10 protein-coding genes are annotated in these 15,161 nt (G+C 70.4%); 3 read left to right on the forward strand and 7 right to left on the reverse strand.

The features are described from left to right. Positions 1-190: 190 nt before the first annotated feature. The gene (locus tag ABZ624_RS31010) at positions 191-721 is read left to right on the forward strand and encodes a DUF4232 domain-containing protein (protein WP_360096260.1); all 531 of its coding nucleotides are present in this window, start codon (positions 191-193) and stop codon (positions 719-721) included. A gap of 224 nt (positions 722-945) precedes the next feature. Here the strand turns inward: ABZ624_RS31010 and ABZ624_RS31015 are convergent, their stop codons facing one another. The 7 genes from ABZ624_RS31015 to ABZ624_RS31045 form a co-directional block, all read right to left on the reverse strand. Further along, complete coding sequence (locus tag ABZ624_RS31015; RefSeq protein ID WP_360096263.1) at positions 946-3,237, reverse strand: FtsX-like permease family protein; 2,292 nt, start codon at positions 3,235-3,237, stop codon at positions 946-948. Further along, complete coding sequence (locus ABZ624_RS31020; RefSeq protein WP_360096344.1) at positions 3,234-3,920, reverse strand: ABC transporter ATP-binding protein; 687 nt, start codon at positions 3,918-3,920, stop codon at positions 3,234-3,236. Before ABZ624_RS31020 ends, ABZ624_RS31015 begins: the two co-directional genes overlap by 4 nt. 63 nt (positions 3,921-3,983) lie before the next feature. Beyond that, entirely contained in the window at positions 3,984-4,283 is a 300-nt protein-coding gene (locus ABZ624_RS31025; protein WP_360096266.1) for a hypothetical protein, read from the reverse strand. Between the two features lie 310 nt (positions 4,284-4,593). Next, positions 4,594-5,769 (reverse strand): CapA family protein, encoded by a 1,176-nt coding sequence (locus tag ABZ624_RS31030; RefSeq protein WP_360096269.1) that lies wholly within the window; start codon positions 5,767-5,769, stop codon positions 4,594-4,596. Between the two features lie 185 nt (positions 5,770-5,954). After that, complete coding sequence (locus ABZ624_RS31035; RefSeq protein ID WP_360096272.1) at positions 5,955-6,302, reverse strand: DUF1036 domain-containing protein; 348 nt, start codon at positions 6,300-6,302, stop codon at positions 5,955-5,957. Between the two features lie 446 nt (positions 6,303-6,748). Then, positions 6,749-9,469 carry a pyruvate, phosphate dikinase gene (gene ppdK / locus ABZ624_RS31040; RefSeq protein ID WP_360096275.1) on the reverse strand — a complete coding sequence of 907 codons (2,721 nt, stop codon included), beginning with the start codon at positions 9,467-9,469 and terminating at the stop codon, positions 6,749-6,751. 407 nt (positions 9,470-9,876) lie between these two features. Further along, positions 9,877-11,097 carry an ROK family protein gene (locus tag ABZ624_RS31045; RefSeq protein WP_360096278.1) on the reverse strand — a complete coding sequence of 407 codons (1,221 nt, stop codon included), beginning with the start codon at positions 11,095-11,097 and terminating at the stop codon, positions 9,877-9,879. A 131-nt stretch (positions 11,098-11,228) separates the two neighbouring features. On the opposite strand from ABZ624_RS31045, the gene ABZ624_RS31050 reads away from it, so the two are divergent. Together ABZ624_RS31050 and ABZ624_RS31055 are read left to right on the forward strand one after the other, a co-directional pair. After that, positions 11,229-13,025, forward strand: a complete 1,797-nt coding sequence (locus ABZ624_RS31050) for a hypothetical protein (protein ID WP_360096281.1) — start codon at positions 11,229-11,231, stop codon at positions 13,023-13,025. Further along, a complete protein-coding gene (locus ABZ624_RS31055; protein ID WP_360096284.1) occupies positions 13,022-14,959 on the forward strand; it encodes a glycogen debranching N-terminal domain-containing protein in 1,938 nt (645 codons plus the stop codon). The genes ABZ624_RS31050 and ABZ624_RS31055 overlap by 4 nt, the downstream gene beginning before the upstream one ends. Positions 14,960-15,161: the final 202 nt, after the last annotated feature.

Genomic DNA, 15,161 nt, shown 5'->3' on the forward strand with positions numbered 1-15,161 from the left:
CTGACGTCGGTCGTCTTCGTCATCGATGCACGGCCCAACGATCAACCATGCACGCCGATTACGAAAGAGGGGTTGCGGCTGTGTGTCGGGGAACGCGGGGAACGGACACCCGGGCAACTTTTCCGAGCCGGAGTGCATCCAACACAGTGACCCTTCATCCACCGATTCGCCCGATGGAAGCGGATACGACATGTATGCATCTGCGCGAGGCACGGCCGCCGCACTGACCGCCGCTCTCCTGGGACTGACGGCCGCGGGAGCCGCGTGGAGCGCGACCCCGCCGGCACCCGCGACGGCGCCCCGGGCCGCGACCGCCGTCCGGACCTGCACCACGAGTGATCTCTACCTCTCCATGGGCCGCAAGGAGGGCGCGGCGGGGTCGCTGTACTGGTCGATCCGGTTCACCAACACCGGTACGACCGGCTGCGCCCTGCGCGGCTATCCGGGCGTCAGCGTCCTGGACACCACGCACCACCAGATCGGCCCGGCCGCCACCCACAGCGGCAGCCCCTACGGCACCGTCACCCTCGCCCCCGCCCACTCGGCCTCGGCGACAGCGCGCACCACCAACGGCCCGGTGGGCGGACCCTGCCTGCGCACCGGCACCTACCTGCGGGTCTACCCACCGGCCTCCCACACCGCGACCCTGCTTCCGGCCCCCTGGCAGACCTGCTCCGGCGTCTTCCAGGTCGGCCCGGTGAACACACAGGGCAACTTCTGAGGGAGGAGTTCTGAGGGAGAAGTTCCGAGGGAGAATTCCGAGGGAGGGCTACTGAGGGAGGAGGCAGGAGAGCCGAAGGCGAGGTATCGAGCCGCTGGGCCCCCTGAACGCCGGGGGCACGTACACCTGCGGCCTTCGCCCTGCCGAACGGCCTCCTGACGACCGCCGGCCAACTCCTTGGGGCGGCGCCCACACCGGGCACCGCCCCACGCCGCTGTCGGCTCTCAGTCCCGCCGAATCAACTCCGGATCGATCCGCCGCCCGACGAGGGGCAATGAGCCCAGGGCAGCGACGACGACGGCCCCGAGCGCACAGGCGAGCAGCAGCGGCAAGCCCTTCCCGTCCCAGAAGATCGCACCGCCCCCCGTGACGAGGTAACTCGACTCGGCTGCCTTCCCGGTGACGACTGCCGACACCAGCCCCACGGTCAACGGCACCACGACCTGCACCACCTGCGCGGCCCGCAGGGTGCGGGGCCGCGCGCCGAGCAAGGCCAGCGCCGTGACCTGCGGCTTCCGTTCCATGGCCCGGTCCGTGGCCGCGACCAGGTAGGCGGCCACTCCGATGACCAGACCGAGCACCATGCCGATGGCGAGCAGGGTTTTGACGACAGCGATCTGCTGGAGGGCGGTTACGTTGATGCCGTAGGGGTCTACGGCGATGGTGGGGTCTACGGAGCCGATGCCGTCCAACACGTTTCGCACCGTCTCCGGGTCAGAACTGCTGAGAAGGATGAGAGAGGCATGCTCGGGCCGATAGCCCGTGGGCAGGAACGACGGTGGAAGCAGAACGTCGGCATCGAGCGCTGGGATACCGTCCCAGTCGCGGTAACGAAGGGTCTCTTGCGGAACCCTCAGGTGCACGAAGCGGCCATGCCCCGCCTTCTGCAGGTGGAAAGCAAAGGTGCTTCCCCGCTTACCGTCCGAGCCGCCTCCTTGGGCCCAGTTCAGGAGCCGAACGGGACGGCCGTCCACGCATCCGTCGGCATTCAACACCAACTCGTGCAACTGGCCGCACGTGGCGATCACCGCGTCCATGATGGGCTCGAATGCGTCGGAACGGGGATCCATCCAGGAGCTCATTTGAACGGCGTGCCCCCGGATGCCTGTAATGCTCTCCAAAGCATGCTGTTCCTCGGCCGTCACACCGCCGAGTTCGATGCTGTAGATCTGCACGGGGGACTCATGCTTGGACACCTGGTCGAGTTCGATCAGGACCCCTTGGACGAGCGAGGCCGCGTACACCAACAGGACTAGGCCCGTCGCCACGCGGAGAGCACCGCCGGGTTCCGCCTCGTTGCGACGCATGGCCAGGCCCAAGGACAGCGAACCACTGGAGCGGGCCACCCGGCGGGCGAGGACCTGTGAGAGCAGCGGAAGCGCCAGTACGAGACCGGCACCGACCAGTACGACGGCAAGCGGCATGAGGACGGCCGACACTCCAGTATCCCGCGGCGCATGGCCGGTCGCACCCACCACGCAGTACCCGGCGACGATGCCCAGCCCGGGAACGAGCGGGAGCAACCCCCACTTGCCGGGTGGTTTCTGTACGGCACTGCGCCGTACGGCCAGCGGGTTCGCCGCCGCCTTCCGAGCACTCGCCCGCCCCACGAACCATGCGAGGGCGGGACAGCCGAGCAGACAGACGAGGATCGTCGAGAGGCTGAGGGCGCCGTCACCCGGATACCACTTGAAGCCGGGCAGGCCCGCACGGCTGATCACTTGGTTGACCAACTCATAGGTTCCGAGACCGAGCACCGCACCGAGCAGTACGGCAGCCACCGTCTCGGCCGCATTGACCCGCTGAACAGCCTTTGTACTCAAGCCGAGCAGTCGTAGAGCGGCCAACCGCCGTACTCGGACGGCCGCGGAGAGCCTGGCGCACACGGAGAGGAAGACCGCCAGAGGCAGGAGTACGACGCCGGCGAGAGTGAACCGCACAATGTCGAGGGTCGAATTCTCCACTGTGGGGCTGGGCGGGTAGGGCTTGCCGAAGAGTGTTACAACATCGGCGTCTCTGAGCTTGTCCGGTGCGACGCCGATGTACGCGTACAGCTCATCGGGATGCGCGAGGCCCTGGGGGCCGATGATTCCTCGCTCCCGCCCTGGGAGGAGTCGGGCGAGCCCCGGCTCTCCGTGCAGCACCTCGTGCAGCCGCGGAGACAGGAAGATCTGGCCTGGGCGCGGAAGTGTCACCAGTCCCGGTGGCGGTTCGATGTGCTTGGTACCGACTGCGAGGAAGACGCGGGTCATGGGCCGGGAGCCGAGCGGATCCGTCATGGTCAGTTCCCGTGGGGCCCCCTTGGCGTCGGTGCAGTGCCCCTGTGAGTTCCTGGCGCAGGTCGGCTGACGCGCCGCCATGCGGGCGTCCTGGGCTGCCAGGATTCCCGGGATGGTCAGGACCACGGCGAGGCAGCTCACGCCGATCGCGCTGCCCAGGCTCATGAGGAGGAACCTCACCCGGTTCCCTCGCCCGCTGCCCAGGAGCAGGCGCAGCCCGAGGAACAGTTCTCTCACGTCGCCTCCCGGCCCTGGGTGGCGAGAGCGCCGTCGCACATCGTGTAGCGGGTGTCCGCTCGGGCTGCCACCTGCTGGTCGTGCGTGACGAGCACCACGGCCGTCCCCTGGGACCGCGCGAGCGCGAGGAACTCCTCCAGTACGGCCGTGGCGTTGGCGCTGTCGAGTGAGCCGGTGGGCTCGTCGGCGAACACAACGGCCGGCTGGTGGACCAACGCGCGGGCGACTGCGACGCGTTGGTTCTGTCCCCCGGACACCTGCGAGGGCCGGCGGCTCCGCAGATCCGCGAGGCCGAGCCGACCGAGTACCTCGCCGGCGGCGGCGAGCGCGGGGGCCTTGCGTTGTCCGGCCAGGCGAAGGGGCAGGGCGGTGTTCTCCTCGATGGTCAGCTCGGGGAGTAGTTCGCCGTACTGGAAGACGAATCCGAACCGCTCTCGGCGGAGGGCACTGAGTTCCTCGTCGGGCAGCTCAGCGAGGACGCGCCCCTCGAATCGGACCTCGCCGCGGGCGACGGGCAGCACTCCGGCCAGGCAGTACAGCAACGACGACTTGCCCGAGCCGCTCTGTCCGGTGATCGCCGCGACCTCACCGCGACGGAGGGAGATCTTCGCGTTCCGGACCGCGGGGGTGTCACCGTAGAAGAGTTCGACGCCCGTGGCGGACAGGACTTCTGACGTATTGATGGCTTCCCCTAGGGAGAGTGCGAGCCCGGATGCGGGGATCCGGGCTCTGCGTGTCGGTAAGTCCTAGTGGTTGGCGAAGTGCTGCCCGGGAGAGCAGTTGTCCGGACGGAGGCTTCCCCGGTCGCGGCACGCGCGCATGTACGCGTCCATGGTGTAGCGCTCAGCACCGTCCCAGTTGGAGTGGTGCATCCACACCGACTGCTTCTGCTTGCCGTAGTACCGGACCCAGTCGTGGCCCTCGACGCGGACCTGCATGTAGACGTTGTGGCCATCGCCCAAGTCGAAGTCCGAGAGCCGCCCCTGCCACTCGAAAGCTCCGTGATTGATGCCCGCCGGGTTGAACTTGTATTGCCCCTCCGTCAACCTGACACCCTCCGACTTGAGCTTCGGGATCGGTGAGCCCCAAGCCGCGGCCGCCGTCCCCGCAGCCGTGAGGATCACACCGGCCGCCGCCAAGCCCGCCAACGCCTTCTTCATCCTGATACCTCCGTCATCACCGGGCAGCTCGGACAGCCACCGCGTGATCACGGAATGTAACGCTATGAAAGCGCAAAGAAACGATCTGCCCTCCCCATCACCACCACATCAGGTGATCCGCAACCAGACACCGGCCGAAAGCCACTCCCTCGGCTGCCCGGTGAAACGCCGGAGCCGAGCCGGCGCCGGCGCCCGGCTACGGGCGCTGGATGGTCCCGTCCGCCGAGATGTGGGCGGCCTGCGAGCCGAAGTCCTCCTCCGACACGCTGGAGACGAGGTCGATCGCATCGCCGCCCGGCTCCGGCGTGCCGGGCTCCACGATCCGGGTCGGGCGCAGGCGCCCGGAGACATAGGTGCCGTCGGAGCGGAGGGTCAGTTGCAGCACGCCGCTGGTGGAGAGTGTGCCGCCGAGGCCGAGCACCTTGTAGCCGGAGAAGTTCCCCAGGCTGTAGGCGATCAGTCGGCCCTTGTAGAACTCCATTCCCCGCATCACATGCGGGCCGCTGCCCACGACGAGGTCGGCCCCTGCGTCGATCACCGCACGGCTGAAGCGGTAGCTGTCGCCGCGGTCCTCGCCGAGGAAGTACTCGGTGCCGGGCTCTACGTGGGTGCGGTCCGAGCCCTCCGCGCCGGCGTGCATCATGACGATCACGATGTCCGCCATCGTCGCGGCGCGGGCGGTGAGTCGCTTTGCGGCGGGGATGTCCGTGAGGTCGTTCGCCCCTCGGTCGGGAGCGAACCCGATCACTGCGACCCGGATGCCGTGTAGCCGCTGGATGGTGATCTGGCCCAGGCGGCCGGTGAACGGCAGGTTCACGGAGCGCAGGGCGGCGAACGTCTCGCGCCGCCCCTCCGCCCCGAAGTCGTCGACATGATTGTTCGCCGTGTTCAGGACCGTGAACCCGGCCTTCTTGAGCCAGCGGCTGTACGACGGTGGGGCGTGGAACGCGAAGCAGTTCGGGCTGTCGTTGTCGTCGCACTTGCTGGAACCGCCGGTGGTGAGTGTGCCTTCCAGGTTCCCCAGCACCACATCGCCGGCGAGCAGGTCGTCGACGGGGTCGAAGAACGAGGCGCCGCCATCCGGCGGCAGGTCGTCCGGCAGCGAGCCCATGACGATGTCTCCCACGGCGGCGATCCGCACGTTGACGGCAGGGCGCGGCGCCCCCGGCGCACCGGACGTCGTCGTCCCGGTCGCCCGCAGGGGGGCTTGGCCGGAGCCGATGGCTGCGTCCTCGGAGCCGGCGCGAAACACGAACACCGCGACAACCACCAAGCCGGTCCCGACCAGACCGAGGGCGAACAGGCGGTGACGGCGCACCGGCTTCTGCCGCTCGCGCCGCTGCTGGGGGCGCTGTTCGACGGACCCGATCATTGGCTCATGTTACGAAACGGACGCCCTTCCTCCACGGAGGGTCATCGGCTGGCGTGTTCCCGGCGGCGTTCCCGTTCGCGCACGAACGCCTGCATGGCACCCGGACGGCGAGCCCGACCAGACCACCCCGCCCACGTGGCGCGGGGGCGGGCGGTCCGGATCGGTCGGTCGCCCGGGTCTGCCGGCTACGGGTTGAAGTTGAACGTGAAGTCCGCGGCGGTCACGGTGAACTCCAGCATGAGGATCGTCCGCGAGCTCGTGTCCGAGACGTTCGAACACCACTCGAAGACAGTTTGCGGGACCGTCTCCTGGAATTTGTCCCGCCACTCGGTGCCGTCGCCTGCGTAGGCGTAGCAGTACCAGATCGGGTTGACGGCATGTGCGTCACCGCCGTAGACGACGGCGGTCTCCCCGGGGCCGATCTTCCACCAGCCCTCCTTCAGCCAGTTGCTGCTGGCCGAGCAGTTGGGCTGGTACCGCTCGAACATCGTCCAGATTTCGCGCTCGTAGTTGTTCTTGAACCTCAGTGCCACGGCGCGCCTCCTACTCCCCGCTCGGTTGCCTGCGGGCAGCCGGGCTTCCGTCGGACCGGGTCAGAGCATTGTGCGGTCTCGAATTGTCGATCCCGCCGGGCTGAGCGCCGGACCGGCCCGCTGCGATGGCACGCTCCAGTGCCTCTTCGTCCGCATCGGTTTTCGGATCGACCGTCTCGGCAGCCTCCTGCGACATGGGACCTCCTATCTCCGTCGGTCAGGTGCGCAGGAGAGGTTCCCGGGAGAAGGCACGGCGTACCGCAGCGGGCGGGGAGGTGCCCCGTACGGGGTTCCGGCATAGGGTCTGATCAGGCTAAATAGCCGCATGCACCGAGAGGCGGCACCCCCGCACAGGGTGTCGCCTCTCCTTTTCGTGCGCCGGAGCCGCCGCCGATCGGTGAGGGTCGGGGACCAGCGGCGGCTCCGGGGTCAAGGGCCCGGAGGGCCTAGCGGTGGTCGCTGCCCGCCGAGTTCGTCGCCGCGCGGCCCGCTTCGAGGCGGGCGACCGGGATGCGGAACGGGGAGCAGGAGACGTAGTCCAGGCCGACCTCGTGGAAGAAGTGGACGGACTCGGGGTCGCCGCCGTGCTCGCCGCAGACGCCGAGCTTCAGGTCGGGGCGGGTGCGCCGGCCTGCCTCCGCCGCCGACTTCACCAGGGAGCCGACGCCGTCCTTGTCGATCGTCTCGAAGGGGGAGACGCCGAAGATGCCCTTCTCCAGGTACGCCGTGAAGAAGGAGGCTTCGACGTCGTCGCGGGAGAAGCCCCACACCGTCTGCGTCAGGTCGTTCGTGCCGAAGGAGAAGAACTCCGCCGCCTCCGCGATCTGACCGGCGGTCAGGGCGGCCCGCGGGAGTTCGATCATCGTGCCGATCGCCAGCTTCAGCGCCGTACCCGTCGCCGCCTCGACCTCCGCGATGACCTTGTCGGCCTCCTCGCGGACGATCTCCAGCTCCTGGACCGTGCCGACGAGCGGGATCATGATCTCCGCGCGCGGGTCGCCCTTCGCCGCCTTGCGCTCCGCCGCCGCCTCGGCGATCGCCCTGACCTGCATCGTGAACAGGCCGGGGATGACCAGGCCCAGGCGCACGCCGCGCAGACCCAGCATCGGGTTCTGCTCGTGCAGACGGTGCACCGCCTGGAGCAGGCGCAGGTCGTTCTCGTGCGGCTCCTGGCGGGACTCGGCCAGGGCCACGCGGACGGAGAGTTCCGTGATGTCGGGGAGGAACTCGTGCAGCGGCGGGTCCAGGAGGCGGACCGTCACCGGGAGGCCGTCCATGGCCTCGAACAGCTCCACGAAGTCCTTCTTCTGGAGCGGCAGCAGCGCCTTCAGGGACTTCTCGCGCTCCTCCTCCGTGTCCGCCAGGATCAGGCGCTCGACCAGCTCGCGGCGGTCGCCGAGGAACATGTGCTCCGTGCGGCACAGGCCGATGCCCTGGGCGCCGAAGCGGCGGGCGCGCAGGGCGTCCTCCGCGTTGTCGGCGTTGGCGCGCACCCGCAGGCGGCGCTTGCGGTCGGCGAAGGCCATCATGCGGTGGACGGCCTCGACCAGCTCGTCCGCGTCGTCGGCGCCCGGGTGCATCCGGCCTTCGAAGTACTCCACCACGGGGGACGGGACGACCGGGACCTCGCCCAGGTAGACCTTGCCCGACGAGCCGTCGATCGAGATCACGTCGCCCTCCTCGACGACGTGACCACCCGGCACCGTCATCCTGCGGCGCTTGGTGTCGACCTCCAGCTCCTCGGCGCCGCACACGCAGGTCTTGCCCATGCCTCGGGCGACCACGGCCGCGTGGGACGTCTTGCCGCCCCGGCTCGTCAAAATACCCTCGGCCGCGATCATGCCGTCCAGGTCGTCGGGGTTCGTCTCGCGGCGGACCAGGATGACCTTCTCGCCCGAGCGGGACCACTTCACGGCCGTGTACGAGTCGAAGACCGCCTTGCCGACCGCCGCGCCCGGAGACGCCGCGATACCCCGCCCCACCTGCTCGACCTTCGCCTGCTCGTCGAAGCGCGGGAACATCAGCTGGGCCAGCTGGGCGCCGGTGACGCGCTGGAGCGCCTCCGTCTCGTCGATCAGGCCCTGGTCGACCAGCTGGGTCGCGATGCGGAAGGCGGCGCCCGCCGTGCGCTTGCCCACGCGGGTCTGGAGCATCCACAGCTGGCCGCGCTCGATGGTGAACTCGATGTCGCAGAGATCCTTGTAGTGGTTCTCCAGGGTCTCCATGATCTGCATGAGCTGGTCGTACGACTTCTTGTCGATCTGCTCCAGCTCCGCCAGCGGGACGGTGTTGCGGATGCCCGCGACCACGTCCTCGCCCTGGGCGTTCTGCAGGTAGTCGCCGTAGACGCCCTGGTGGCCGGAGGCGGGGTCACGGGTGAAGGCCACGCCGGTGCCGGAGTCCGGGCCCAGGTTGCCGAAGACCATCGAGCAGATGTTGACCGCCGTGCCCAGATCCCCGGGGATGCGCTCCTGGCGGCGGTAGAGCTTGGCGCGGTCGCCGTTCCAGGAGTCGAAGACCGCCTTGATGGCGAGGTCCATCTGCTCGCGCGGGTCCTGCGGGAAGTCCCGGCCGGCCTCCTTCTTGACGATCTTCTTGAAGGTGGTGACCAGCTTCTTCAGGTCGGCGGCCTCCAGGTCGGTGTCGACCGTGACCTTCTTGGCCTCCTTCGCCTTGTCGAGGGCCTCCTCGAAGAGGTCGCCGTCGACGCCGAGGACGGTCTTGCCGAACATCTGGATGAGGCGGCGGTAGGAGTCCCAGGCGAAGCGGTCGTCGCCGGCCTGCTTGGCCAGGCCCTGCACCGACTTGTCGGAGAGGCCGATGTTCAGGACCGTGTCCATCATGCCGGGCATGGAGAACTTGGCGCCCGAGCGGACGGAGACCAGCAGGGGGTTGTCGGGCTGGCCGAGCTTCTTGCCCATGCGGGACTCGAGGGCGTCGAGGTGCGCACTCACCTCGTCACGCAGTGCCACGGGCTCCGCACCGCTCTCCAGGTAGACCTTGCAGGCCTCGGTGGTGATGGTGAAGCCGGGAGGGACCGGCAGACCGAGGTTGGTCATCTCGGCGAGGTTGGCGCCCTTGCCGCCGAGGAGGTCCTTGAGGTCCTTGTTGCCCTCGGTGAAGTCGTAAACGAACTTCACTACGTGGGGTTCTTTGTTTTCCGACACGGGTCTCGACTCCTTGAGGCCACGGTGGCTGCCCTGACGGCCAGGAACATACCCAGATCGAAGGAACATGGGTACGTCCACTTGTGCGTCATGCGCCTGTAACCAGTCGTCCGCCAGCGGATCGAAAGTCAAAGCTTGGCAAGCCAAGACGGGCGCATGTTTTCATTTCTTGAACACACTCACCTCCCGCGGGGTGGGTTTTCCGCTCAGATGAGCGAGCCTCGGCACGTCTGATTTCGATCGATGAACGATCAAGGCGTGGCACTCGGTGCCACCCCTTGGAGAAGTGCAGTCGCCCAAGATCCGCTCATCTGAGCGCAGCCCTTATCAAGGGTGGCGAGAATCACGCTGCCACAGAGCGTCGGATTTCACCATGCGGACGCTGGAGCGGGGCTGAAACGCCGACGTCACACGCCCAGCGCCAGCAGTCGTTCCTCGACCCGCTCCGGCGCGTAGAGGTGTTCCACGACCAGCGCCCCCGCTCCGATGAGCGCGGCCCGCTCCCCCAGCCGGGAGGTGACGACATCGAGGTGGGCCGTGGAGCGCGGCAGCGCCCGCTGGTAGAGCAGTTCGCGCACCCCGGTGAGGAACGGGGTTCCGGCCAGGTCACCCGCGATCATCAGCACACCCGGGTTGAGCAGGGTGACGACGGTGGCCAGGACGTCCCCCACCTGCCGGCCCGCCTCCCGGGCCAGCGCCGCCGCCCCCGGATGCCCGGCGGCCAGCAGGTCCCGCACATCCGCGCCGGAGGCGGCCCGCACGCCGCTCTCCGCCAGCCGCCGGGCCACGGCGCCCCCGCTCGCGACGGCGGCGAGACAGCCGTACGAACCGCAGCGGCACAGCGCGTCCGTGCCGACCCGGATGTGCCCGATGTCGCCCGCGCCGCCGTCGGTCCCCCGGTAGACCGCGCCGTTCACGACCACTCCGGCGCCGATGCCCGTGGAGACCTTGACCAGCACGAAGGCCGCGCAGTCGGGGTGCCCGGCGCGCTGTTCGCCGTAGGCCATCAGGTTGGCGTCGTTGTCCACGAGGACCGGGACCGGGCCGGCGCCGGTGTGCTCGGTGAAGGCGCGGGAGAGGCGGCCCCGTATGTCGTAGCCGTCCCAGCCCGGCATCATCGGCGGCTGCACCACCCGGCCGGTCACGCTGTCCACCGGGCCGGGTACGGCGAGCCCGATGCCGCAGACGTCCGCCGGCGCGTGGCCCGCCTTCTCCAGCAACGCACCGAACCAGCAGCCGAGTTCACCGAGCACGGCCTCCGGGCCGTCCTCGACGACCAGGGTCCCCGAGTGCTCGGCGAGGATCTCGCCGGTCAGCGTGAGGACGGCCGCGCGGGCGTGCCGGGTGTCCAGGTCGCCGGCGAGGACGACGGCGTGGGAGCCGTCGAACTCCAGGGTGATGGAGGGGCGGCCGCCGAGCGGCGAGTCGACCGGGCCGCCGGCGCCCTCGCGCAGCCAGCCGGCCCGGAACAGCCGGTCCAGGCGCTGGCCGACGGTCGCGCGGGACAGTCCGGTCGCCTGCTGGAGCGCTCCGCGCGTCACGGCCCGCCCGCTGCGGACCAGTTCGAGCAGCTCTCCTGCGCCGGCCTGCCCGCCGGCTCGTGCGGTCCTTCCCGGACGCCCGTTCATGCGCACCCCCTTGTGTTTCCCAAGCCTGCATTACATAGTGAGTTTTGCGTGTTAAATAGACGTAACTCTACGGTCGTTGCCACCTAACCCGGCCGGGTCGGCCGGGCGTCTTCGTCTTCGGGGAGCCCCGAGTGGATCACAGCACGCAGCTCACCGCCCGTCCCACGGAGTACGAGAGCGCATACGACCCCCCGCCCCCGGGCACGTCGCTGCAGGTCGCGGCGGCCCGGGTGCTGAACGGGAACTGGACGGGCCGCTCGACGGTCCCCTCCCGGAACCTGTATCCCCACCAGTGGTCCTGGGACAGCGCCTTCATCGCGATCGGGCTCCGGCACCTCTCACCGCTGCGGGCCCAGACCGAGCTGGAGACGCTGCTGACCGCCCAGTGGGCCGACGGGCGCGTCCCGCACATCGTGTTCAATCCCTCCGTACCGCTCGACGCCTACTTCCCCAGCCCCGACTTCTGGCGCTCCATCACCGCCGGCCACACCGCAGGCGCCCCGCGCACGGTACAGACGTCGGGCATCGTGCAGCCACCGGTGCACGCGCTGGCGGCCTGGCTGGTGCACCGCGCCGACCCCGGTCTGTCCCGGGCACGCGGCTTCCTGGCCCGGGTGTACCCGCGGCTGGCCGCCTGGCACCGCTATCTGCTGCACCGGCGGGACCTGGGCGGCGCGGGACTGGTGTCGGTCGTCCACCCGTGGGAGCAGGGCATGGACAACAGCCCCTGCTGGGACGCCCCGCTCGCCCGGGTCACACCCGCCCCGGCCCGCTCCTTCCGGCGCGCCGACCTCGACCACGGCGCACCCGAGGACCGGCCGACGGATCTCGACTACGGACGGTATGTGCGGCTGGCCGCCGACTACCGGGACGCGGAGTACGCCGATGGCGGCGGGGAGTTCGCGGTCGAGGACCCCGCCTTCAACGCCCTGCTCATCGCCTCCGAGCATGCGCTGGCCCGGATCGCCGAGGAGCTGGGCGCGGCCGGCACCGCGCGGCACGCACGCGCCGAACGGCTGACGGCGGCGCTGGTGGAGCGGCTGTGGGACCCGGCGGCCGGCATGTTCCTGTGCCGGGACCTGCGGGCCGCCACGCGGGGCGGGAGCCCGGTCCGCGCGGGAGACGGCTCGGGCGACGGCCGCGGACCAGCCCCGCAAGCGCACAGCTCCGGCACGGCCCTGGAAGCACACAGCTCCGGCACCGCCCTGGAAGCACACTCCGGCACGGCCCTGGAAGCGCACGCCTGCGGACCGGCCCCCGAAAGCCACGACTTAGGACCGGCCCAGGAAAGGCGCCGCTCAGGACAGGCCCCGGAAAGGCGCGGCCCCGGACCGGCCCCGGAAAGGCGCGGCTCCGGGCCCGTCCCGCAGTGGCCCAGCCCCGACCCGGCCCACGGCCAGGGCACCCCCGACCCGGCCCACGGGCCCGGTGCCTTCGGCCTGATCCGTGAGCGGAGTGTCTCCGGGCTGGTGCCGCTCGTGCTCCCCGGTCTTCCGCGCGAGACCGCCGCCGCGCTCGTCCGTACCCTGTGCGGGCCGCACTTCGGGCTCGGCGACCGCACCCGGCTCGTCCCCAGCTACGACCTCCTCGGCGAGGCCTTCGAACCGCACCGGTACTGGCGCGGCCCGGCCTGGTTCAACACGAGCTGGCTGCTGGAGCGGGGCCTGCGGGCGCACGGCGAGCGGGAGCGGGCCGACGCACTGCGCGCGGCCGTGCTGCACCTCGCCGAAGCCACCGGTTTCGCGGAGTACGTCGACCCCGGCACCGGCGAGGCCTGCGGCGCGACCGGCTTCGGCTGGACCGCCGCGCTCGCCCTCGACCTGCACCACGAGCTGCACCAAGACCTTCTCAAGGGCGCCCGGGAGGGCGTGTCCAAGGCGGCCACCGGCACGTTCGACACAAGTGACGAAGGAGGCGACCGGGGATGACGGACCGGCATCATCTGCTCGTGCACGGGGCGACGTTCGCCGCCGTGGGCGACCGGGGCGACATCAGCGGGGTCCGGGGCAGCGGCTCCCCGGACGGCTTGTTCGTACGGGACGCCCGGCACCTCAGCCGCTGGCAGCTCACCGTCGACGGCGCCGTACCCGAGGTGCTCACCCCGGTCGCCGACGCCGAGGCGGCCCGCTGTGTGCTGGTCCCGCGCGGCGGCCGGCAGGAGCCTCCCGCGCACACCCTCTTCCGCCACCAGGCCGTGGGCGACAGCTCGTTCGTCGAATCGCTCCGGGTCACCAGCAACCGCCCGGTGCCGACGACGGTCCGCCTCGCCATCACCGCCGACGCCGACTTCACCGACCAGTTCGAACTCCGCTCCGACCACCGCACCTACGCCAAGGCCGGCGCCGTACGCTCCCGCGAAGTCCTCGACGACGGCATCGAGTTCACCTACCGCCGCGCCGAATGGCGGTCCTGTACGACCATCACGGCCGACCCCGCCCCCGACGCCGTGGAGGAGACCGGCACCGGCGCCCGCCGCCTGGTGTGGACCCTGGACCTCGCGCCGCACGGCACGACCGAGCTGGTGCTGCGCGTCATCGCCCGCCCGCACGGCGAGAAACGCGCCCTGCGCGTGCCCCGCGACCCGGCATCCGTCCTGGAACAACTCGCCGTAGCGGAAGGGGAGTTCGTAGAAGGCGTGGCCTTCCCCACCGGCTGGCCGGAACTGGCGGAGGCCTGCGCGCGAGGCCTCGCCGACCTGGCCGCGCTCCAGGTGCCGGCCACCGGACCGGACGGCGAGGAACTGCGCGTGCCGTCCGGCGGCGCCCCCTGGTTCCTCGCCCTCCTCGGCCGGGACGCCCTGCTCACCTCCCTGTTCGCACTGCCGTACCGTCCGGAACTCGCCGCCGCCACGCTGCCCGCGCTCGCCGCGACCCAGGCGACCGGCACCGGCCTGTCCCCGGTCGCCCAGCCCGGCAAGATCGTCCATGAGGTACGCCACGGCGAGCTGGCACACTTCGGGCAGGTGCCGTTCGGGCGGTACTACGGCTCGGTCGACGCGACCCCGCTGTTCCTGGTCCTGCTCGGCGCGTACGCCGAGCAGACGGGGGACGCGGATCTGGCCCGCCGCCTGGAACGGCACGCGCGTGCCGCCGTCGCCTGGATGCTCGACCACGGCGGCCTGACCTCGCGCGGCTACCTGGTCTACCGCGCCGACGAGGGCGGCCTCGCCAACCAGAACTGGAAGGACTCCCCCGGCGCGATCTGCTGTGCCGACGGCACGCGGCCCACCGGCGCGGTGATGGCGGCGGGCGCGCAGGGCTACGCCTACGACGCGCTGCGCCGCACGGCATGGCTGGCGCGCGCGGCGTGGGCAGACGAGACGTACGCGGCGCTGCTGGAGCAGGCCGCGGCGGATCTGCGGGACCGTTTCCAGCGGGACTTCTGGATGGAGGAGCACTCCTTCCCGGCGCTCGCGCTGGACGGGGAGGGCCACCGGGTCGACGCGCTGGCCTCCGACGCCGGGCATCTGCTGTGGTCCGGGCTGCTGGACAAGGAGTACGGCGAGGTGGTGGGCCGACGGCTGCTGGAGCCGGACTTCTTCTCCGGGTGGGGGGTGCGGACGCTGGCCGCGGGGCAGGCGGCGTACCACCCGCTGTCCTATCACCGGGGCTCTGTGTGGCCCCACGACAACGCGCTGATCACGTTGGGGCTCGCGCGGTACGGGCTGCACGACGAGGCGCGGGCGGTGGCGCATGCGCTGGTGGACGCGGCGGTGGTGGCGGGGTACCGGCTGCCGGAGGTGCTGGCCGGGTACGGTCGGGACACGCATCCGGAGCCGGTGCCGTATCCGCATGCGTGCGTGCGGGAATCCCGGTCGGCTGCGGCGCCGTTGGCCTTGTTGACGGCGGTGGGCGGGGTTTAGCGCCGTTGGGGTTCTGTCCGGTGGTGACGTTTGCCAGGTGTTTGCCCGGTGCTGATGAACACGGGTTGTGAGGGGGCCGTACCCGTGGGCGTCACGGTGTCGTACGGAAGGACCTTCGGGTGTCTCAGGACACGAGCACGCGCCAGCTGGAAGCCGGAGCGCCGGAAGACGACGCCCCCGCCGCAGATGTCGCGCCCACTCC

Origin of the sequence: Streptomyces sp. NPDC007205 (genome assembly GCF_040634095.1) — a bacterium.
GTDB lineage: Bacteria > Actinomycetota > Actinomycetes > Streptomycetales > Streptomycetaceae > Streptomyces.